We start from the raw sequence: 21,925 nt of genomic DNA, 5'->3' as shown, positions 1-21,925 counted from the left end.
AAAAATGACTAAAATCAACGGGGATTAGTTCAAAATTTATTATTTTATTTGCTTGCCTAAACTATTTTAATACTATCTATTTTTAAGGTGAAATCTTCAGCTACTCCGTTTTTTATTATAAAGGCAATTTGAGCCAGAAAATCCCCATGGTAATTTGGCAGTTCTAAGTTATCGCCCCTAAATACAGCTTCCATTTCTTTAAAAGGTATTTGGATGATTTGCCAATCTTTGGTAGTCTTAAAACTATAGCTATAAGTATGGCGTTGATGTTCGCCAGATTTACATCTAAAGGCATATTTTTTACCATCACCCATCAATTTGATAACGAAAGATGAGTATTTTTCAACCGATATGCGATTTATATCATGCTTAATTAGGCAAAATCCGCCATTGTTTTCCAATGATACATGACCACTGAAAACACCGTTACCATCATCATCAATTTGAAGAAGCCCCATGGAAATACCACCCATAACTTCATCATTGACCAAATCCCATTGTTTTCGGTTGCTGGTTTTATTGAAATCAAAAATTGTTACTTCTTCACGCATCATAAGATATTTTAAGGGTGTTCAAATTCAAGTTAAAATTACTTGATAGGCACAAAGGATGGCAACTCTAAAGGTTTAAATGTTAGCTTGAACACTAACTTATTCATGCAATCTTTTTTTCATTTCTTCTGCAACCGCTTTTTCAGATGCACCTTGTTTTTCTAACTCAGAGATAATTTTTGGGTGGTCATGGCTTCTTCCTTGAGATAGTTTGTTTACAGCCTGTATATCATTAATTTCAATTTCAAAACCAATGATGCCAGTTACTTGTCTCATTGTTTTTTTAGACATGTTGTTCAGTGAAACAGGATGTTCAGATTGTTGCTCATACTTATCTACTAGAGCATGTAGAGAGGTCAATAATTCATCGGATGTCTGAATTTTTACGGTACCATAAACATGTACTGCAATATAGTTCCATGTTGGTACTTCTTCTTGCTGGTACCAAGATGAAGAAATATAGCTATGCGGTCCATTAAAAATACATAACACCTGATCCCCGTTATTAAGGTTCTTGCTTTGTAAATTGGCTTTGGCAATATGTCCCACCAAAATGTCATTACCCATTTCATTTTTACTTAGTTCTAAAGGAATATGGGTTCCCCAAGGTTTACCTTCAATAGTATTGATTAAAATACCAAAACTGTTATTTTTTAAGAAATCATGTATTTCTTTGACGTCTGTGTTCTTATAGTGTTCGGGTATAAACATATGGTCTTAAATATATTGAATTCAAAAGATGGTTATAAATATCCGTTTTTTGAACCAATAATTTCACCTTTAACGCTAAGTAAATTCGTTAATCTTAAATATCTTAGAAGTGAATTTAAAATAGACATATATGCCCTTTATAACAAATACAAAAGCAAAAGAACAAGTAGATATATTTTATGAGGATTACGGTAGCGGACAACCGGTAATATTAATTCATGGTTGGCCGTTGAGCAGAAAATCATGGGAACAACAGGTTTGGAAAATAGTAGAAGAAGGTTTTAGGTGTATTTCTTATGATCGTAGAGGTTTTGGTACTTCTTCATCTCCATGGGATGCCTATGATTATTCTTCATTGGCGAGTGACTTAAACGCTATTATTGAAGAGCTGGAACTAAAGGATGCAATTATTGTTGGTTTTTCAATGGGAGGTGGTGAAGTTGTACGCTATTTAACGGATTATGGTCCTAGTAGAATAGCAAAAGCAGCATTGATCAGCTCTATTATACCATTGGTAAAACAAAAACCGGATAATCCATCAGGAGTGCCAGAAGATGCCTTGGAAGGTATTATTGATGCTCTTCAAAAAGATAGGGTGGGTTTCTTAAAGGAATTCAGTAAAGGTTTCTACAATTTTGAAGAAAATAAAGGAGAGAAAATCAGTCAGGCGCAGTTAGACTATGATTTTACCATTGCCTCTTTTGCTTCTCCCAGAGCTACTATACAGGCTGCGTTGGCATGGATGCATACAGATTTTAGACCAGAGCTTGAAAATGTTACCGTACCTACATTAATTATACATGGTGATGCCGATGCAACAGTACCTATAGAAACTTCCGCAAAACAAGCACATGATGGCATAAAATATAGCACTCTTGAAGTAATTGAAGGTGCTCCACACGGGCTAAACGTAACACACCCTGACGAATTGAATGAAATTTTGATTTCTTTTTTAAAGAAGTAATTGAATGAAATGAAATGAAAATCGGACCCTAATACGGTCCGATTTTTCATTTGTAATAATAGCTATACATAGAATAAATGAGTTTAAGTTCAAAAATCAAAGCATGTATTTTTCTACTGTTTATGGTAATGATTTATAGCTGTAAGCAAATAAGAAAAGTTACCGATGTCATTGTACAACCAACGGCAAGAGAGCTTTATGCACGAGAATTTGAAAATTTAGATTCGTTACGTCTTAATACCTGGCAACAGGCGTATAAATTGGCAAAAGCCGATAGTCTTCAAATACGCCTTCCTTATGCCGAGCAAGGTCAATATTTTAAAGATCGCATTACAGTTTATAGTTATAATATGTACTTGAATGAAGGTGAGGTATTGAATGTTGAGGTTGAGAACAATGTACTGGGAATACGAAGTTTTATTAATCTCATAAAGGTTAACCCAGATAGTAGTTTAACAGATGAATTTCATAATAAGTTGGGAGAACATCATGCGAAAGTTCCTATTGATGAAACCGGAATTTATAAAATTACTATTCAACCGGAATTGAACTCACAAGGAATGTTTTCCTTTCAAATGTATACATCGCCTAGTTTTGGTTTTCCCGTGTTCGGAAAGGACAATAAAGCCATTCAAAGTTTTTGGGGCGCGGTTAGAGGGGGTGGAGCACGAAGTCATGAGGGTATTGATATTTTTGCAGAAAGGGGAACACCGGTAGTTGCGGCGGTTGATGGTATGGTAAGCGCTACTGGCGAAAAAGGATTAGGTGGTAAACAGGTTTGGTTAAGAGCGGGACTCTTTGGTAAATCGCTTTATTATGCTCATTTGGATCGTATATTGGTATCAACCGGTAATAGAGTAACAATAGGTGATACTTTGGGCCTGGTAGGAAATACGGGAAATGCCCGTACTACTGCACCACATTTACATTTTGGAATTTATAAATCCGGTCAAGGGGCTATTGATCCGCTTCCGTTTGTAAAGAAGACAGAAAGACCTGATATAAAAAGGGTATTGAGCACATCTAAATTTATAAAAGTATCGGCAGCAATTGCCAATTATAGAAATGCCCCAGAGGTTGCGGGTATAAAGTTAGGAGAAGTAAAACGGAATGACACCTTGTCATTATTAGGGTATACAAAAGATTGGGCACACATAGAACGTTCAAGCGGGGATAAGGGGTTTATTTATAAGAGTCTGGTATTGGAACTTTAAATGAAAATACTTTTATATTAAAATACAAAGCCTCTTAATTTTAAAAAAAAGAGGCTTCGTATTATCTAAAATGAAAGAAGTACTTATTTGCTCATTAAAAGCTTTGCAAAGACCGGTAGGTGGTCAGAGATATGTTTATTGTTTTCCATTCTATCATCAATATGTAGGTACTCTAAAACTTCAAAGTTTTCTACGAATATGTAATCGATACGATTGGTTAATATACGCGAATGGTCAAAACCACTAAAGGTTCCCGTTGGTCCGTAAAAAGGTTTTTGAGCGATTGATTTTCCATCAGCCAAGGCATTCTGTAAAAATTGAATCGGTTTTTCCGTGGGATTCAAATTCAAGTCGCCCATAAGCACCACCGGAAGGTGATCACCATTAACCTCCTTTATCTTGGATACAATGAGTTTTGCCGATTTTTCACGAGCAACTGTACCTACATGGTCAAAATGCGTATTGAAGACCAAAAATTGCTTTCCCGTATTTAAATCTTCAAATAATCCGTAGGTGCAAATACGTTCCATTGCGGCATCCCATCCTACAGATATTTTACTTGGTGTATCGGACAACCAAAATGTTTCACTTTTTAATAGTTTATATAATTTGGTGTTGAACAGAATAGGGGAGTATTCGCCTTTTTCTTTTCCGTCATCACGACCAACACCTATATAATTATAATTGGAAAGCTGTTCATCTAAAAACGTTAGCTGATGATGCAGAACTTCTTGCATGCCAATGACACCAGGGTCATAATATTGTAAAAGATCAACCATGGCGGCTTTGCGATCGTTCCAATTGTTTACTGTATCATTAACATTGTCGTACTTTATATTATAGGTAAGTATATTAATTTCTTGACCACAAAGGCTTGATATCGACATGCATAATGCCAGAACAAAACTTATATATTCTATACTATTCCGCATCCTTGTATTTTTCAAACCAAGCTAGTACACTGGCAATTTTGGCTACTAAATTACTAGGTCTGTTAGCAATGCCATGTCCTGCTCCGGGAATACGCACCATAGCCGTTTCAACACCTTCTAATTTAAGGGCGGTATAGAATTGTTCAGATTCTGCAATAGGCGTTCTATAATCTTCTTCACCCGTTAGTAACATGGTTGGCGTAGTAACATTGGCAACATACATTAACGGAGAGCGTCTAAAATAGTTTTCCGGATCTTCCCAAGGTTTTTTGCCGAACCAATATTTAGAAAAGAAAGCGGCACCATCTGCATAAAGCACAAAACTTGTCCAGTTTATTACCGGTTTGGCAACTACGGCAGCTTTAAATCGGTCAGTTTTACCCACTATCCATGCAGTAAGTACTCCGCCGCCACTACCACCGGTAACAAATAGATTGTTGGTATCTATAAATCCTTTTTCAATGACGGCATCTACACCGCTCATTAAATCTTCATAATCGTGATTAGGGTAGTCGTGGTGAATTAAGTTACCAAACTCCGCTCCATAGCTAGTACTTCCCCTTGGGTTACTGTACAGCACAACATAACCAGCTGCGGCATAAGCCTGTATCTCGGCACTGTAAACTGAGCCGTAGCTAGTGAACGGTCCACCATGAATTTCAAGAATAAACGGATATTTTTTACCTGGGTCAAAATTTGGCGGTGTAACCACCCAACCTTGAATTTTTTTCTGGTCATATGAAGATTCCCACCAAATTTCTTCAGTCTTGCCTAAATCACGAAAAGAGAAAAGATCGTCGTTTACAAAAGTCAATCGTTTAGAACCTTTTTTATCGGCAGCACCTAAATCAGACGGGTGTTCGGTATTACCTAACGTATAGGCAAATTTAGAGTTGTTAGAAACGGTAAAATCACCCGCGTTATAGGGTCTTCCCAATGACAACCCACCAAGACCTTCAACAAGAGTGGTTACTTTACCATTCAAAGTAATATGGCCTATTTTAGTAGCTCCTTCCGTATCATATTGAAAATAAAGACCTTTGCCATCATTTGACCACTGCACATTGGCAATATCCCTATCAAAATCACCGGAAATTAACCTAGGGTTGCTTCCATCGGTATTCATCACATAAAGATTGGTAATTTCATACCCCTGTAATTTATCATCTTTACCGGTGTAAGCTATTAAATTGCCATCTGGAGAAACTGTAGGTGAATTGTCCGGCCCATATCTAGAAGTCAGCGGAGTTACCTCTGCTGTTGATAAGTCTAATTTAAAGACCTCGCTATTGGCAGGTTCAAAAGCCTCATCGGGATTAAAATTTGCGGAGAAGTATAACGCTTTGTCATTTTTGGCCCATACGGGAGCACCATGGTCAAATGCTGTAGTCGTTAATTGCTTTGGCGTACCGCCATCAATAGATAAGGTGAAAATTTGAGTATGTCCGCCTTTAATATATCCTTGACCGTCACCCCTATAGTTTAATTTGTCAATATATGTTGGTGGGGTATTCCATTTGGCGCCTTCAGGTTTCGCAGGCATTTTCACGATAGATTTTTCAGCCTCTGGCACAAACATGGTAAAAGCTAAATAACGATCATCATGAGACCAGCTTACGGCACCGGGACTTTTAGGAGTATTCGTTAAAGGAGCAATTTCTTTGGTATCCATCCACATGAGGTATAATTTCATTTTGGAATCCTCTTTGTTCGATTTAAAAATGATTTTTTTACCGTCATGAGACCAGCGTGGATAGTAGTCGTTTTGGTTGCCAGTTGTCAAAGGTCTATTTTGTGAACCGTCGTAATTTATGATCCAAAGATTAGATAAATTCTTGTCGGTCATAATATCCTTGAAGTTTCTAACATAGATTATTTTACTGCCATCTGGCGATATCTGAGGGTCAGATACATACTCCATATTAAATATATCGGTAAGCTCAAGATTTGAAGAAACCTGTGCGGATACCGTTATTGAAAATAATAGGAGAAAGAGTGTTTTGGTAATAACTTTCATAGTGTTGAATTTGGTTTGAAATAATCCTATGAAGATAGCGAATTACTTAAAAAAATAGAACGGCATGCATTAAGAATTGAGGAAGTATTAACATTAAATCCTTTAATCCTTTTTGTATTTTCACGGTATGGAAGAAAAAGGCTATTTACATCAAATTCACCCTGTGCTTCCGGTTTGGGATGTGGTTGAAGCGTTAGATTTTTATGTTAACCGATTGGGGTTTAAGATTGCCTTCGCAGATGATGCCAAAAACCCAAAATATGCGGGTATCTTAAGGGACGATATTGAGATCCATTTGCAATGGCACAATAAAAAAATGTGGGAGGTAGATATAGATAGACCTATGTTGCGCATTGTATCTCAAAACATAGAAGCTTTGTACAACGAGTATTCAAACGTAGATGTTTTTAATGCACATACATTGCTAAGGGAAACCGCATGGGGAACACGGGAGTTTGCTTTTTACGATCCATTTAAAAACGGATTAACATTTTATAGAGATGTTTAGACCGTTCAGTTTCATGGAATCATCAAGAATTTAAAATATAGAAATGAAAGTATTATTTATAGGAGGAACAGGGAATATAAGTACACCAAGTAGTAGATTGGCGGTTGCCAAAGGAATGGATTTGTACTTATTAAATAGGGGCAAAGCCAAAGTTGATATTAAGGGTGCACACAGCATTATTGGTGATATCAACAAACCAGATGAACTTGAAGAGCTGAAAAAACATGAGTGGGATGTTGTGGTGAACTGGATAGCATTTACACCTGATGATATTGTGCGCGATATTGAATTGTTTAAAGGAAAGACCAAGCAATACATTTTTATAAGTTCGGCATCTTGTTATCAAACGCCATTGAGCTATCCTGTGATTACGGAATCTACTCCTTTACATAATAATCTATGGGATTATTCTCAAGGAAAAATTCAATGTGAGGACAGGTTACAGAAAGCATATCGTGAGGAAGGGTTTCCTATTACTATAGTAAGACCATCCTTAACGTATGATACGGTAATACCTATAGCCGTTGGTGGATTTGATAAGTTCAATACTGCACAGCGAATATTGGATGGCAAAGAAATAATTGTACATGGAGACGGAACCTCACTTTGGACAGTGACACATTCAGATGATTTTGCAAAGGGATTTGTAGGTTTATTAGGATTACAGACCGCAATAGGGCATGCTTTTCATATTACTTCAGATGAGGTGCTGACCTGGAATATGATTTATAAGATTTTGGCTGATGCCTTAGGGAAGGAAGCAAAAGTAGTTCATATAGCGTCGGACTTTATTTGTAAAGTAGAGCCGTCATTTACGGGTACACTTTTAGCGGACAAAGCAGAAAGTGTCTTGTTCGATAATACCAAGATAAAAACTTTTGTACCGGGGTTTAAAGCCACAATTCCGTTCTCGGAAGGGATAAAAAGGACCGTAAAGTGGTTGTTAGAGCATCCAGAACATCAAAACATAGATGAAGAGACAGAGGCTAAGATTGAGAATGTGTTGAAGGCTTATAAAGGTTTGTAGATTTTTGAGAGCACTAGCAGGTTGATTCACTATTCGTATTACCCACCCCTTAATCCCCTCCCGGGAGGGGAGGAATACGTGATATTTGTGAGTATTTAGCGTTTTTAAATGTTATTTTACACGTATCATTCTATGAATTGGTTGGAGTAAAGCAATTAAACATTCCCCTCCTTGGAGGGGCTAGGGGTGGGTTCTTTGAGTCTGCTTAGAAATTATTTATTTAAGATTCGATAGAAGTATACACTGTGCACAATCATTTTCTTCATCTTGGAGTGGTAAGTGATGGGTAATTAAAAACTAGCTTGAATCTTACTTTTCATGATGCTCTAAATAATTATCTATTCTGTGATATAAGAGTGCAGCATCTTTTTTGACATATTCAAGCCTATTTAGAATGGAATAGGCATAGGTTAATTCTGAATTAGTGAGTTGGTAAAATTTATCCTTACGCATCATTTTTAAAAGAATGGGGATTTCGGCGGGGCTTACTGAATCTGGAAATTTAGGGTTAAATACTTTATATGAGTTCATAAAATGAGGATAATCACTCCGTGAATCGGCTCCATATTCATATAAGAATTCTAAATTTAAATAGTACGCAACAATCTCATCACGAATGTCTTGGTCTGAGATTAGGCTAATATTACCTGTACTTGACAACTCATTATAAGTTCTGTTATTAGGGGTAAGCCTACCGATGCCATAAATACCTCCATAAGCAACATCATTTATAAATGTGATGGTATCGGTTGGTATAATACCGTTCAGATAATAATTTTTAGCTTTATTTAAGCCTTGTATTTTTTTATCACCTCTTTTAAACCAACTTCTTTCAAAATATAAAGAATCCGATAGTATATCTTCTTGAATGTTCTTGAGGTAATTCAATTCTACTTTTCTGCTTTTACGATACTCATTCCAATTATTAATCTGTAATGCAATCAATATTCCAACAACAACGAGAATAATTTCACCGATGGCGTATTTTAAGTACTTGGAGACTTTGCCTTCTTCGAGCAGGTTTCTGCGGATTTTTCTAAAGAAATTAATCATTGGTCAATTGTTCTGATTTCTTGGCGTCAAATTGATTTATTTTAGAGGGGGTTCAATTTTTAATTGGAGCTTCAGGAACTTTACCATACAACACATTACCTGCAGCTTCATATTTATCATCTTTCACCCAAAAAGGAGTTTCAGGGTCATTGGCTATCAACCTACCTGAGAGCACATAGCCTTGGTAAAATTTCAATAGATAATCATAATCCAAACTATCCGCCTCATCACCAGGTTGGTGGTAATATTTGTTAATTTCATCATCAAAGGCATCAAAACCAGTTGAATAAGTAGGGGCGGGAACACCCTTACTGGCAAAGCTTACATTATCGCTACGATCAAATAGTCCTTGTTCAGGAGCAGGGTCATCAATGGCTTTTAAACCAAAAGTTGCGGCACCTGAAACAATATGTTTTTGTGCTGTTGTTCTATTTAATCCAATTACGGTAGCCAATTTTGTATTGTTATACCCTCCACCATCGGTATTGAAACCATATACTATTTGCTTGAGTGGAAATATAGGGTGCTCAACATAATATTGACTACCTAATAAACCTTTTTCCTCTCCGGTAAAAAAAATGAATATAGCTGACCGTTTTGTAGGAAACTTTCCAATATTCTCTGCCATACTTAAAACAGCAGTAGTGCCTATGGCATTATCCCGTGCACCATTATAAATACTATCACCCACAGCATCAGGTTTACCAATACCCACATGGTCATAATGTGCAGAATACATAATGAATTCTTCTTTTAATTTTGGATCGGTACCTTCTAGAACACCTATTACATTTTGTGTTTCTAGTGTTTCTTCTTTTATTCCGTCAGTTTCTATTGCATATGCTAGCTTAGCATTATTGAATGTAGCAAGTTTATTAGCTGAGGAATTTACCCAAAGATGAATAAAATCTGGTTTTGGCATTTGTTCATCTTTAGTATCAGGTATCTTAACACCTTCTTCCATGAAATGAGAAACCCTGGTCCACCAATCTTCTTCAAGTAAAGTCATCTCAAGTAACCCTATTGCCCCATTTTTGATTGCTAATTCCTGTTTTTCTTTATGTGCATTATAAACTGCTCTAGCATCTGAAGCTTCTGAAGTTCCACCTTTTACTATAATAAGTTTTCCGTTGACATCTTTTCCTTTGTAATCTTCTTCAATTCCAAAATTAAGATAGATTGCTTCTCCGGAAAGATCACTCCCTTTTGCTTCCACTGCAATGGTGTGTGGATAGTTTTCCCCATTTATAGAAACCTTAAGTACTTTGGGTGCAGTGGTTTGTATTAAATTAAATTTCTGATAGTAAGAATTTATGGCAGAATGCGGTTTTATGCCATACCCGCGTAAAGTATTAGCTAGATAGGATGCCGCTATTTTTAATTCTGGAGATCCAGTAGCACGACCTTTTAGGGCATCATCGGCCAAAAAATATATATGTCCCTCAATTTCATTTTTATCAACGGTCATCTCTGCTTTTTCTGAATCTGTCTGAGCAAAAACCAGAGTGGTCAAGCATAAAGTTATAAGTAGTAGTAAAGGTTTCATAGTATTCATTATATGGGTTATTTGATGTTAGTTTTAAATAATACATTTAAGTGTTATAGCGGTCTGTGTTATGGTCACATAATTCTTAACACTCCATAATAAACTGCTGTTAATAGCAGTAGTACAAGGCTAATAGCTAAAAAGAATATAGATCGTTGAACGTTTCTAAACTTCCACGCAGATATTTTTGAATTGATGTAAATCTGTTCCCCCAGTTGCTCAAAAACTTCTTGTTCATTAATGCTCACGTTGTAAAATTTCCTTGAAAATTCTTTGATGGTTCCAAATTTGGTAATGACATCTCCAAAATAAAACACATTATCACTGTAGTTCCCTTCAAGTTTTGGAATAAAGCAGCGTACACTAAAAAAAATGGAAACTACGGTAGCTACAAACCACAGTCCAATTAGTATATAGAACAAAATGGCATTTGATACGGAATGCATTACTGGAGCAGCACTTTGGTAGATGAAATTGAGAATAATACCGTAAAAAGAGAGTATAAGTCCCGCCTTCAATTCCGAAGCCTTTATGAGTCCAGATACATAATTAATGGTGCCCCAATAATGATCTACTAATTCTTCTGCATGTCCCTTGGATTTTAATTCATCTAAAAGACCTTTCTCAAAAGCGGACAATGGGTTATGCTCTTGTTTGGTTTTATTGGAATTCTGGTTTTTATTGTCAATCGGTTTGGTCATGGCTTTAAATTTAGTTTCAATGGCTATTCTATCACATTGTACACCGTAAGAGGTTTTGCTTTGTTCTTCATGTTAATACTACCTAGGTTCTCACATTTAAAAGCCTCTTTTACCTGTTCGTAACAACTTTCACAGATGATAATTTGATTTTCTTTAGCGGCATCTTGCAATCTAGCGGCAGTATTTACCGAGTCTCCTATAACAGTGTAATCTAGACGCTTAAGGGTAGCGGAACCAATATTTCCGGAAATCATTTCACCACTTTTAATACCTATAGAAACTTTTGGCTGGTATGTTTCTTTGCCTTCCTCTTTGGGTAAGCTGTTCACTTGATTTCTAATGGCCAATGCGGCATCAATGGCACGGTCTAAATGATATTCTCCTCTAAAAACGGCCATGACGGCATCACCTATAAATTTGTCTATAATACCATCTTGCTCCATTATTTCTTTGACCATGGTATCGAAATAGGTATTTAGCATTGAAACAACAATGTCAGGACTAGTGGTTTCACTAATTTTTGTGAATCCGCATACGTCTACAAACATTATGGTACCTTCAATATTCTCGTTTGCCATTATTTTAGACTCATACTCTTGGCCACCCATAAAATTGAGTACGTTTTCATCAACATACATTTTTAGAATATTGTTTTCTTTAATGGCCTGCAGTGTTTTTCTAATTTCCATGGCATGCTTTAAAGTCTTTTCCATCGTAATCGTTAAGTCTTCAAAGTTTATGGGTTTGGTGATAAAATCAAAGGCACCTCGGTTCATGGCTACACGAATATTTTCCATGTCACCATAGGCGGAAACAATAACCGATTTAATTAAAGGGCTAGATTCATGCAATTCCGAGAGTAGGGTAAGACCGTCCATCTCTGGCATGTTAATATCGCTCAAAACAATATCTATACCAGGATTTTCCCCAAGTTTCTCTAGCGCATCTCTACCGTTTATAGCAAATACAAACTCGTATTCGTTCTGCCGTATCTGTTTTCTAAATTTCTGTTTGATGAGAATCTCTAAGTCCGTCTCATCATCTACTACCATTATTTTTGCCATAGTCTTACGTTAAGTTTATCAGCTTGTCTTTAAGAAGTGAAAAATCTAAAGGTTTGGTTAGAAAGTCGTCCGCACCTAGATTTTTTGCCATTGTTCTATTTTCATCATCTCCATAAGCGGTAATCATCATAACCATTGGTGGTGGTTTTACATAATTTTTTTTGATGTTATCCAATAACTCTAAGCCGCTCATGCCAGGCATATTGATATCTGATAGAATCAATACCGCTTCATGCTCCATAGTTTTCATAATTTTGAGTGCATCTTCTCCAGAGAATGCAAAAACAAATTCTAGTTCCTCTTTTCTTATTTCTTTTCTAAAACGCTGTTGAAAAAGCACTTTTACATCTTGTTCGTCATCTACAACTAATATCTTCATAATCTGTTTTTTTGTATTTGTACATATTATAATGAGGGAACATTTTGCTATTTAATTCATTGGTAATGAGATGGTGAAGGTGGTGCCTTCTCCTTGTTTTGTTTCTACCGTTAATTCGCCACCATGTACCTTTACAATATCATAGCTTAGTGATAGTCCTAATCCGGTGCCTTCACCAGAAGGTTTGGTAGTGAAAAAGGGCTGAAATATTTTATCCAATACCTCTTTAGGCACTCCATTACCATTATCAGATACTTTAATAAGCACCATATTGCCCTGTTTTTCTGTACTTACAGAAACGGTAGGTTCGTAACCATTTGGGTTTTCTTCTTTTTTCTTTTTTACCACATAAAAGGCATTGGTAATAAGGTTTAGAATAACCCTCCCAATATCCTGGCCAACAATGTTTATTTTACCGATAGCATCATCAAAGTCGGTATTTAACGTGGCATTGAAGCTTTTGTCCTTTGCACGTAAACCATGATAGGCTAGGCGTAGGTATTCATCTGATAAAGTATTGATATCGGTCATTTCTTTTTGACCGGTGCTGCTACGGCTATGCTGTAGCATTCCTTTCACGATACCATCGGCACGTTTGCCATGAAAGATAATTTTATCTTCGTTGGCAGATACATCTTTAGCCAAAGCCTTTACTTCATCATAATTACCATTATCAATTTCTTCTTCCAGTTCTTCCAGAAGTTCTTTATTTACCTCAGAGAAGTTGTTGACAAAGTTTAACGGATTCTGAATTTCATGGGCAATGCCGGCAGTGAGTTCACCCAAGCTTGCCATTTTCTCGGATTGGATAAGCTTTGATTGTGTAGACTTTAATTCGTCTATTTTAGTCTTAAGCTGAACCGTTCTATGAGAAACACGTTCTTCTAAGATTCTATTCTCTTTAGTTAATTTTCTGGCTCTAAAAACAATATATGCCCTTAAAATACTAGCTGCAATTAAACCGAAGAGCAAGTATGCCCACCAAGTTTGCCACCATGGCGGCTTTATTTTAAATGAAAGTGTATCTGGTACGGACCAGCCGCTATTACCACTTCTATCAGCCACTTTAAAGGTGTATTCCCCTGGTTTTAAGTTATAATAATTTTTGGTCTTTGTGGCATTTGCAGCATAGCTCCAATCTTCATCTTCACCATCTAGAATAAATCGATAGTTTAATTTATCTCTATTAAATATAGCATCACTACCGTAACCAAAACTAATACTGTTCTGGTCATAGGGTAGTATAAGTCCTTCGGGAATATTATAAGGACGTTTAACAGAATCCCATGTTATACTGTTGGTAATGGCGTAGGTTGAAGTTTGCACCTTTGTAGAATCTTTCTTTAGGTTGAACCCGAACCCCGGGTTTTCATCCATGATGAACATGTTATTAATTTGAACGGCGCTTATGGTACTATCAATTTTAGGTTCAGTATTCAACACCATCAGCCTAAATTCACTAGATGAATTAGTAACACCAGACCAAAACTGACCGTTTTTTAAAAATTTAGGTGAGCCTTGTAAATAATCGTTCAATTTAAATCCAAGTCCACCGTTAAAATTGTAGAAGCCTTTATCTATTGTTTTTGCAGTGGCTTTTTCCACGGCAATTAAGCCATTACCACTAGCGGCGTACATCATGTCTTCTTTTTCTATCAGATCATAAAAATCTGTAGGGTATAGTCCGTTTTCTTTTTGTATTGGGGTAAGCGTATTTTGTTCTAAGTTAAGTATGTTAATACCATTTGCGGTAGCTAACCATAGCTCTCCTTCATTAGAAATTTTGGCTATGGATACGTTGTTATTGCTAAGACCTTGTTCTTCTCTAAGGTAACTTACGGCATTCGTTTTTAAATTTACCTTGGCTAACCCTTTCATAGTGGGGATCCAAAGAATTTCTTTATCATAAAATAGTATGGACCCGCTTCCTGCTATTAAAATATCAGGGTCACTTTTAGAAACTACTTTTTTAAAGCTGTTGTTTTCAATATTGTAGACATACAGACCTGTATTGGTATATATAGCAAATGTAAAATCGTTAATAATTGCAATTCCTGCTCCGAAAACAGCGGCAGAATTGGCATATGAAGTTAGTTTACTATTTTTCCTATCAAGAATAGAAAAGCCATCTCTAGTATTTATAAAATAAATATTAGGTGTGATCTCTTTAATGTAACTAATTGTGTTAGTGTTGCAATGTAACTGATCAAAACCTAGAGCTTTTATAGTTTTTTTATTTAAGTTGACAATATTGATCCCCGCAGCCGTTCCTAGCCATAGTTCTCCACTTGAATCTTCTTCTATTTCCCATATTTCATTATTTACTAAGCCTCTTGTGTCATCAAAATATTCTGTCTTTAAAGTGAACTCATTGGCAATGACTACTCCTTTATCATTTGTAGCAATCCAAATAGACCCATCTTTACGTTTTAAAGGGGTTGGTATTCTAAGAGAACCTTGAAGAGTAGCGTTTAGGGCAATTGTTTTGGAAGCATCCCTATTTTTATTTAGTATAAAGGCCTCTGTCGATCCAAATATCCATAAGTTGCCTTGGGCATCTTCTTCTAGTTTATCACCTGTAATGGTATATCCGTTTTCAGAACCCAAAACACTAACTATTTGCTTATCTTTTGCTATTCTTAAAACACTGGAAGAAGCATTGGAATTACCATTAGGTGCTGGGTAAGGATAACTTAACCAAATATTATTATTGGCATCTTCTTTAATATCCCAAACTATAGAGTTAAGTTCAAATTCGGCTATATTAGAAATTGTTCTAAATTCTTTTCTAGAGGGATTCAACACGCTCAAACCATCTTGATAACTGAGCCATAAATTATTTTTGCTGTCCTCAAATATTTTCCAAGGTTTATTGGAGCCTTCATTTTTAATCTTTCGTAAACTTTTCATTTCCGCATCCATTGCGTAGAATCCTTCAGTAAGTGAATTCAGGTAGATTGTCCCTGTATGGTCGCAAAGAATATCGAAAGGTGTAAAATTGTCTGTCATGGTAATCTTGTATGCCGTATTATTCTTAAAATCCAATACTGTTAAAAAACGAGGACCCGGACTAACCAACCAAAGTTTACCTTGATGGTCAAAGGTCATTTTGTACACTCCTGGGTAATCATATACAAAGGCGTTCTCACCATCATAGTAGGTTAGTGGTGTATTGGTTGCAGAAGACCCTATCCAAATAGCCCCATCTTCGGTTTCTAAAAAGGAAGTAACATCATTAGAGGGCAATCCTTCATTGGTAGAAAGTTGTAGTAAGTTAACATGGGTACCGTCCATATTTCCTGGAGGTTTCATTTTGGTAATGGTCGGTTTTTTTATGGGGGATTTGGTTACTGTAAAGGGCACGGAATCAAATTTTAATTCACCCGTACGATAATTGTCCCAGTCCAAATCGTATTCCTTCATTGAGGACTTCAGCGGTTTAAACGTGTTTAGTTCAAAAGGTTTGCTGGGCAAGGCATCCACATTTAAATCATACGATATAGGAGTTGTCAGCGTGTCGTTGGTTATAATTTCCCATTCAAAAGGTTCGGGGTCCGTAAATTGTAAAGGAATGGTTTTTGGAACTTTATAATCACCCACCGTAGTTTCATCTTCAGACTTGCTCTGTTTGTGGCAAGAAATCAGAAATAGACCGTAAAAGATACTGATTAAGAATATTGGTCTTATTAATGTTATGTTCTTCATACTGGTCTAGTTATCGGTTGAGTTTGGCAATTCTATAATGAAGGTGGTTCCCTTGTTTTCAGACGTTTCTACTATTAATTTACCACCATGCCCTTTCGTTACAATATCATAACTCATACTTAAACCCAAGCCGGTACCTTGCCCAGTAGGTTTAGTGGTAAAAAAGGGTTGGAATATTTTCTCTACAATTTCCTTCGGAATGCCGTTACCGTTATCGGAAATAGAAATTTGTACACTTTGAGACCCACCCCCAACCCCTCCAAGGAGGGGAGTTCGCTTTGATGTAATTTTTACGGTAGGTTTATAACCTTCAATGTCAGAATTAGCTTTTTCATTTACCGCATAAAAGGCATTGGTAATTAAATTGAGAATTACCCGCCCCATGTCCTGTGGTACAATATTTACTTTTCCCATGTTCTCGTCAAAATCGGTAATGAGTTCTGCATTAAATGACTTATCCTTTGCCCGAAGACCATGATAGGCCAAGCGCAAATATTCATCTGCAAGGGCATTGATATCTGTAGGTTCTTTTGTGCCACTGCTACTTCTAGAATGTTGTAACATACCTTTTACAATATTGTCCGCACGTTTGCCGTGATGGTTTATTTTCTCAAGGTTTTGTTTGATATCCAGCGAAATAGCTTTGACTTCTTCAAGATCTCCTTTATCCAATTCCTCGTTCATTTCATCAACAAGTTCGTTGCTTACTTCAGAGAAATTGTTGACGAAGTTTAAGGGGTTTTGGATTTCATGGGCAATGCCGGCTGTGAGTTCACCAAGGCTCGCCATTTTTTCAGATTGGATGAGTTGAGATTGGGTGGTTTTTAATTCATCTAAAGATTGATTTAATTCTAATGTTCTTTCTTTAACTAGTTGCTCTAAAGTATCTTTTTGTTGAGATAAAATGGATTCTTTTTCTTTGGATAGTTTTTGAACACGTTCTAAATTTAAACGTAAGGATTGACTTCGGTTACCAAAGAAATAGCCCAAATATATGGCGATACTTAAGGGTAGTAGGACATGGGCAAAAGGTACATAGTAGATTAATTGTGGTAGATGAATATAGCCTAGGATATTTAATGTATATATAACCCAAAATATTAAATTAAGGACACCCGTTAAAAGAAAAATTAGAGCTCCGATTTTATCAGATTTAAATGAAAGACTACTAACTCGTAGAAATTCAAAAAGTATGATAACTCCAAAAATAGATCCGGTATATACTGAAGAGACAAGAAACCCTGAAAGGATGGATAGGATACCTATTACTGCAATACCCCAATAAAAATACCCAATACGTTTATTGAAAATTTTGTAAATGCAATAGAGAACAGCTAAGGGGTAGAGGACATTAAGAATACTAATAATAAAATCATATTTAAACTCATAAACGTTAGTTTTATATTCCAACAAAACGGTACCCAGAAAACAGGAGTATAATAGACTTGTTAATGCAAAATAGCCATTGATTTTTTCGCGTTTAAAAAATATATACAAACAAAGAAAAAGTACAAACATAAATAATACGATACCCAAGACTATATATAAATTGTTGTAATAATTTCTTACCTCTTTACGTGGAGTAACAAGTCTAGGATCGGTGGTTAATATATTATGTAATGAGGTAGCTTGTATGTTAATAAGACCCTCGTTCATATAATATTTAGGATATTCATGCTGAGAATTTACAAACCTAATAGCCAATAGATGTTCTTTATTTTTTTCTAAAGGCAAGTGAAATACAATTTTCCAGGAAATGATCGTTTCAATTTCTTCAGGATTGGAACTCACTTTACCAAGGGTACGTACAAGTTTACCATCAAGATAAATTTCAGAAGCACCAACTTGAGAAACATTTAACACAATAGGATTATTGAACGTGCTGTCTGTTTTAATAAGCTTGCGAAACCATACAATTTCATTGTCGCCACCAATAATTTTATTATTTGGTTTGTTTAAATTTTTACTTGAGATTGTTGTCCAAGATGAATCATCAAATTTAGGGTCAGACCAATTAATATCATCACCCTTTTTATAACTCCAATTAGATTCAAGATATGCCCATCTATTTACTAAGGTGGTATCTGAAATTGTTAACACTTTGTTTTCTTGACTAAAAACTGTCAACGGTAGTAGAAAACCAATAATGTATAATATATGTTTCATTATCATTTAAATTAAAGGAAAAATGATTTTAAATGTAGTTCCTTCACCTTGTTGTGTTGTTACCAGCAATTCACCACTATGCCCCTTAGTAATAATATCGTAACTCATACTTAAACCCAAGCCGGTACCCTGCCCGGTAGGTTTGGTGGTGAAAAAGGGTTGGAATATTTTCTCTTTTACTTTATCAGGAATACCATTACCGTTGTCAGAAACACTAATGGTGATATGTTCATCAGACTTTTTGCTACTGACAGTAACTATCGGCTTAAAACTAACATCCCTTTGTTTTTTCTCGTTTACCGCATAAAAAGCATTGGTGATCAAATTAAGAATTACCCGCCCCATGTCTTGTGGTACAATATTTACTTTTCCAATGCTCTCGTCAAAATTTGTAATGAGTTCTGCATTAAATGATTTATCCTTTGCCCGTAGACCATGATAGGCCAAGCGCAAATACTCATCTGCAAGGGCATTAATATCAGTTGGTTCTTTTGTGCCGCTATTGCTTCTAGAATGTTGTAACATACCTTTTACAATATTGTCCGCACGTTTGCCGTGATGGTTTATTTTTTCAAGGTTTTGTTTGATATCCAACGAAATAGCTTTCACCTCTTCAAGATCTCCTTTATCCAATTCCTCGTTCATTTCATCAATAAGTTCATTGCTTACTTCAGAGAAATTATTGACGAAGTTTAAGGGGTTTTGAATTTCATGGGCAATGCCGGCTGTGAGTTCTCCGAGACTCGCCATTTTTTCGGATTGGATGAGTTGGGATTGGGTGGTTTTTAATTCATCTAAAGATTGATTTAATTCTGATGTTCTTTCTTTTACTTTTAATTCTAACTTTTCATTTTGAGAAGCAATAAGCGTACTCTTTTCAGCTTCGACCTTTACAAGTTCCATTGCATTTTTACGCATATCCTCATTTTTCTCTCTCATGCGATAAGCGACAAATGCCAACATTCCAAAATAAAAAATTCCCTTACCGATTAAGTCACTATTTACAGAAACTAATCTTAAACTAAGATGATCACCAGAAGCGAGCCATCTATATATAAGTCCTAGATAGGAAGTAGTAAATGATAAAAATAAACTAAACATGACTACCCTGACAGATATTACTTTTTTTCTGGATTTTAATGCGAAAATGAGTAAAAATATGGCAATACCTATTACCGTAATTAGGTAGGAATAAGAACTGAAATACATTGCTAAAGATGCTATTATACAGAATAGAATCAACCATTTTTTAAGGTTTCCATATAACATCCTATAGCCCAATAAAAGACATAATATAGGGAAGAAGAAAAATAAAATATTACTTACATAATCTAATGTAATCATGATGTTAGAAGGTAGGGTGAAAAATAAACTATCTCCACCAAAGAATGCCGATGCAATGGTTTCTAGTAACATTACAGTGCAAAAAAGAGCTATAATTAATAACTCCTTTTCATCTCTAATTAGAATATAGAGAAGCCAGAAAAGAATTGAGAATATAAAAGAGCTGATCAAGTCAAATAAAGCTTTAAAACTCAATAAACTCATATAGTCAAAATACGCGTTGGATACAATTCTGGTTGAACCCACTAGAGCTTTGGTTATGTTTCCATAAGTGCTATAGTCAACATAATGTATCGTTAATGTATGTACTGTATCAGGTTCTAAAAATATTGGGGTTCTTATTTCAAAATCTTGAATGTGTTCTTTAAATGAGGCTCTATCGTTCCCTTTTTCGCCAAATTGGCGGAACAACTTTCCATTTAAATAAATATCCTCTGCAGCATGATCTTCTTTATCTAAGTAGAGAGGAAGCTTTGCTATAGCACTGTCAATAGTAAACTGCAATCTGAACCATCCTTCAAATTTTCCAGAACTATCTACCATATCATTAGTTATCTCAGAAGGACTTAATCGTTCCCAGCCAGCTAAATCAATCTCTACAGGAGATAAATCTTTTTCATTGCCCGATTTAAAAATCCAACCTTCTCTATTTTTAAACGTTAAACCAAATAGTGGATCTACATCTGCTTTCGTAAAATGTATAATGGTATCTAGTGCCAATCCATTTTTATCTACCGGGTTTTCTTGCCCACTTGCCGTAATTAGCATAGAGAAAAATAGCGTGATGAATAGGAGGGATTGTTTAATCATTAATTTTTAAGTTATTAGTTGAACCTAGTTCAAAAATGGTTCTAAAGAAATTGGAGGTTGAAGAGATAATTAAAGATAACTTATTGACGGAAGTACCATTAAAACAAGTGTCATCATTGAAAATGTAAGTATGGGTTGTTAGGTAGACATTTATGTAACCAAGTAGCCATTTGGTATAGATTTCAAGGACTTGATTTTCCCTTTTTACAGCTAATTTCATGCACAAATTGGTGGTTGGTTTAAAAAAAATAGCACTGATTACAACTTCATCCTCGTATTTAATTTTTTGAATTAAACACAAGACAAATAAGGCTACACATCAGGGGGGTGATGAGCAACATATTATGAATCAGAAAAATAAAGGGGAATTTTACACCCTTAAAGTACGTAATAACTTTTACTTTAAGAGTGTTTTATTAAGAATTTAGATGCAAGAGATGAACTAGAATCCTTAATAAGGATATTAGTACGTAAAATATAGTTATAGATTGAAGTTATGAAATAACAGTACTCGGTATCAGTTCTTCCACAATTTCACCATCATTTAAATAGACGTAGTACGAATGGTTTTCATTGTTCAATGAGACTGAAGTATGAACTTCACCATCAATAAAATGTATAGCGGAACGGTCGTCACAGGCATAACCATCGGATAGTTTTCCGGTCTTTATGTTTTCAAAGTATAAAGGTCTTCGTGAAGTTTCAGAATTGTAATGCGGGCAGTGGCTCTTGTCTATAAATGACATGCCGCCAACAATACTTAATTCTTTTGGTCTAGAATCTGTAGTACCGCCATTAAACCAGCATAAAGAACCAGCGCTGCCACCACCCATAACTACGCCGTTGTCATAAGCTTTTTTAAGGGCAACATCAATGCCTTGCGCTTTCCAAATGGCGAGCATGTTCAACGTATTTCCACCACCAACGATTATGGCATCCATCCGAGAGATAATCTCTTCGAACGATTCTTTTTGGTCGTAAGAATTAATCCAAACCGAAAGTACATGTGGGGTAACATCTATCTGTGAGCACACCTCATAGAAAGAAGCAATATACTGAGCGTCTTCACCACTAGCTGTAGGAATAAAACACATATTCGGTTTTTCCTTGCCGGTAGCTTTGGCAATGTAGTTTAAGAAAGGTACGGTATGGCGTCCACTGCCGTAAATTACCATTTGCTTTTTCATAAAGACGATAAAATGTTTATGCTAAAGATAAAATGAATTTCTAACA

At 35.8% G+C, this 21,925-nt stretch carries 17 protein-coding genes; 4 read left to right on the top strand and 13 right to left on the bottom strand.

The window, feature by feature from the left end; all coding sequences use genetic code 11:
* Window positions 1-56: 56 nt before the first annotated feature.
* On the bottom strand, window positions 57-554 hold the full coding sequence (locus CSC80_RS17115; RefSeq protein WP_099193180.1) for a CIA30 family protein: 498 nt from the start codon (window positions 552-554) through the stop codon (window positions 57-59).
* Between the two features lie 96 nt (window positions 555-650).
* Window positions 651-1,262 (bottom strand): FMN-binding negative transcriptional regulator, encoded by a 612-nt coding sequence (locus CSC80_RS17110; protein ID WP_099193179.1) that lies wholly within the window; start codon window positions 1,260-1,262, stop codon window positions 651-653.
* 130 nt (window positions 1,263-1,392) lie between these two features.
* Between CSC80_RS17110 and CSC80_RS17105 the strand changes: the two genes are divergently transcribed.
* Together CSC80_RS17105 and CSC80_RS17100 are read left to right on the top strand one after the other, a co-directional pair.
* A complete protein-coding gene (locus tag CSC80_RS17105; protein WP_099193178.1) occupies window positions 1,393-2,226 on the top strand; it encodes an alpha/beta hydrolase in 834 nt (277 codons plus the stop codon).
* A 77-nt stretch (window positions 2,227-2,303) separates the two neighbouring features.
* A complete protein-coding gene (locus CSC80_RS17100) occupies window positions 2,304-3,440 on the top strand; it encodes a M23 family metallopeptidase (protein ID WP_099193177.1) in 1,137 nt (378 codons plus the stop codon).
* A gap of 83 nt (window positions 3,441-3,523) precedes the next feature.
* Here the strand turns inward: CSC80_RS17100 and CSC80_RS17095 are convergent, their stop codons facing one another.
* Together CSC80_RS17095 and CSC80_RS17090 are read right to left on the bottom strand one after the other, a co-directional pair.
* Window positions 3,524-4,372 (bottom strand): endonuclease/exonuclease/phosphatase family protein, encoded by an 849-nt coding sequence (locus CSC80_RS17095; protein ID WP_236973428.1) that lies wholly within the window; start codon window positions 4,370-4,372, stop codon window positions 3,524-3,526.
* Window positions 4,362-6,389: a S9 family peptidase gene (locus tag CSC80_RS17090; protein ID WP_099193175.1), complete on the bottom strand. Its 2,028-nt coding sequence runs from the start codon at window positions 6,387-6,389 to the stop codon at window positions 4,362-4,364. The genes CSC80_RS17095 and CSC80_RS17090 overlap by 11 nt, the downstream gene beginning before the upstream one ends.
* 127 nt (window positions 6,390-6,516) lie before the next feature.
* On the opposite strand from CSC80_RS17090, the gene CSC80_RS17085 reads away from it, so the two are divergent.
* Window positions 6,517-6,897 (top strand): glyoxalase/bleomycin resistance/extradiol dioxygenase family protein, encoded by a 381-nt coding sequence (locus tag CSC80_RS17085; RefSeq protein WP_058105621.1) that lies wholly within the window; start codon window positions 6,517-6,519, stop codon window positions 6,895-6,897.
* A 43-nt stretch (window positions 6,898-6,940) separates the two neighbouring features.
* Window positions 6,941-7,924 (top strand): SDR family oxidoreductase, encoded by a 984-nt coding sequence (locus tag CSC80_RS17080; protein WP_099193174.1) that lies wholly within the window; start codon window positions 6,941-6,943, stop codon window positions 7,922-7,924.
* Window positions 7,925-8,233: 309 nt separating this feature from the next.
* Here the strand turns inward: CSC80_RS17080 and CSC80_RS17075 are convergent, their stop codons facing one another.
* From CSC80_RS17075 to CSC80_RS17030, 9 genes are all read right to left on the bottom strand, one after another.
* Window positions 8,234-8,977 (bottom strand): DUF6090 family protein, encoded by a 744-nt coding sequence (locus CSC80_RS17075; RefSeq protein ID WP_071339705.1) that lies wholly within the window; start codon window positions 8,975-8,977, stop codon window positions 8,234-8,236.
* Window positions 8,978-9,029: 52 nt separating this feature from the next.
* Complete coding sequence (locus CSC80_RS17070) at window positions 9,030-10,523, bottom strand: M28 family peptidase (RefSeq protein ID WP_099193398.1); 1,494 nt, start codon at window positions 10,521-10,523, stop codon at window positions 9,030-9,032.
* A 74-nt stretch (window positions 10,524-10,597) separates the two neighbouring features.
* Window positions 10,598-11,224, bottom strand: a complete 627-nt coding sequence (locus CSC80_RS17065) for a Pycsar system effector family protein (protein ID WP_236973427.1) — start codon at window positions 11,222-11,224, stop codon at window positions 10,598-10,600.
* 23 nt (window positions 11,225-11,247) lie between these two features.
* Complete coding sequence (locus tag CSC80_RS17060; RefSeq protein WP_071339704.1) at window positions 11,248-12,288, bottom strand: adenylate/guanylate cyclase domain-containing protein; 1,041 nt, start codon at window positions 12,286-12,288, stop codon at window positions 11,248-11,250.
* A 4-nt stretch (window positions 12,289-12,292) separates the two neighbouring features.
* A complete protein-coding gene (locus CSC80_RS17055; protein ID WP_071339703.1) occupies window positions 12,293-12,667 on the bottom strand; it encodes a response regulator in 375 nt (124 codons plus the stop codon).
* Window positions 12,668-12,718: 51 nt separating this feature from the next.
* Window positions 12,719-16,372, bottom strand: coding sequence for a sensor histidine kinase (locus tag CSC80_RS17050; protein WP_099193173.1), 3,654 nt, complete (start codon window positions 16,370-16,372; stop codon window positions 12,719-12,721).
* A gap of 6 nt (window positions 16,373-16,378) precedes the next feature.
* Complete coding sequence (locus tag CSC80_RS19730; protein WP_236973426.1) at window positions 16,379-18,538, bottom strand: ATP-binding protein; 2,160 nt, start codon at window positions 18,536-18,538, stop codon at window positions 16,379-16,381.
* Window positions 18,539-18,544: 6 nt separating this feature from the next.
* Window positions 18,545-20,692: an ATP-binding protein gene (locus CSC80_RS19725; protein WP_236973425.1), complete on the bottom strand. Its 2,148-nt coding sequence runs from the start codon at window positions 20,690-20,692 to the stop codon at window positions 18,545-18,547.
* A 494-nt stretch (window positions 20,693-21,186) separates the two neighbouring features.
* Window positions 21,187-21,879 carry a peptidase E gene (locus CSC80_RS17030; protein ID WP_099193172.1) on the bottom strand — a complete coding sequence of 231 codons (693 nt, stop codon included), beginning with the start codon at window positions 21,877-21,879 and terminating at the stop codon, window positions 21,187-21,189.
* Between the last annotated feature and the right edge of the window lie 46 nt (window positions 21,880-21,925).

The sequence above is a fragment of the Maribacter sp. 6B07 genome (assembly GCF_002700155.1).
Classification (GTDB): Bacteria; Bacteroidota; Bacteroidia; order Flavobacteriales; family Flavobacteriaceae; genus Maribacter; species Maribacter dokdonensis.
The sequence above is the reverse complement of the archived record's forward strand: the minus strand, read 5'-3'. Positions and strand labels throughout refer to the sequence as shown.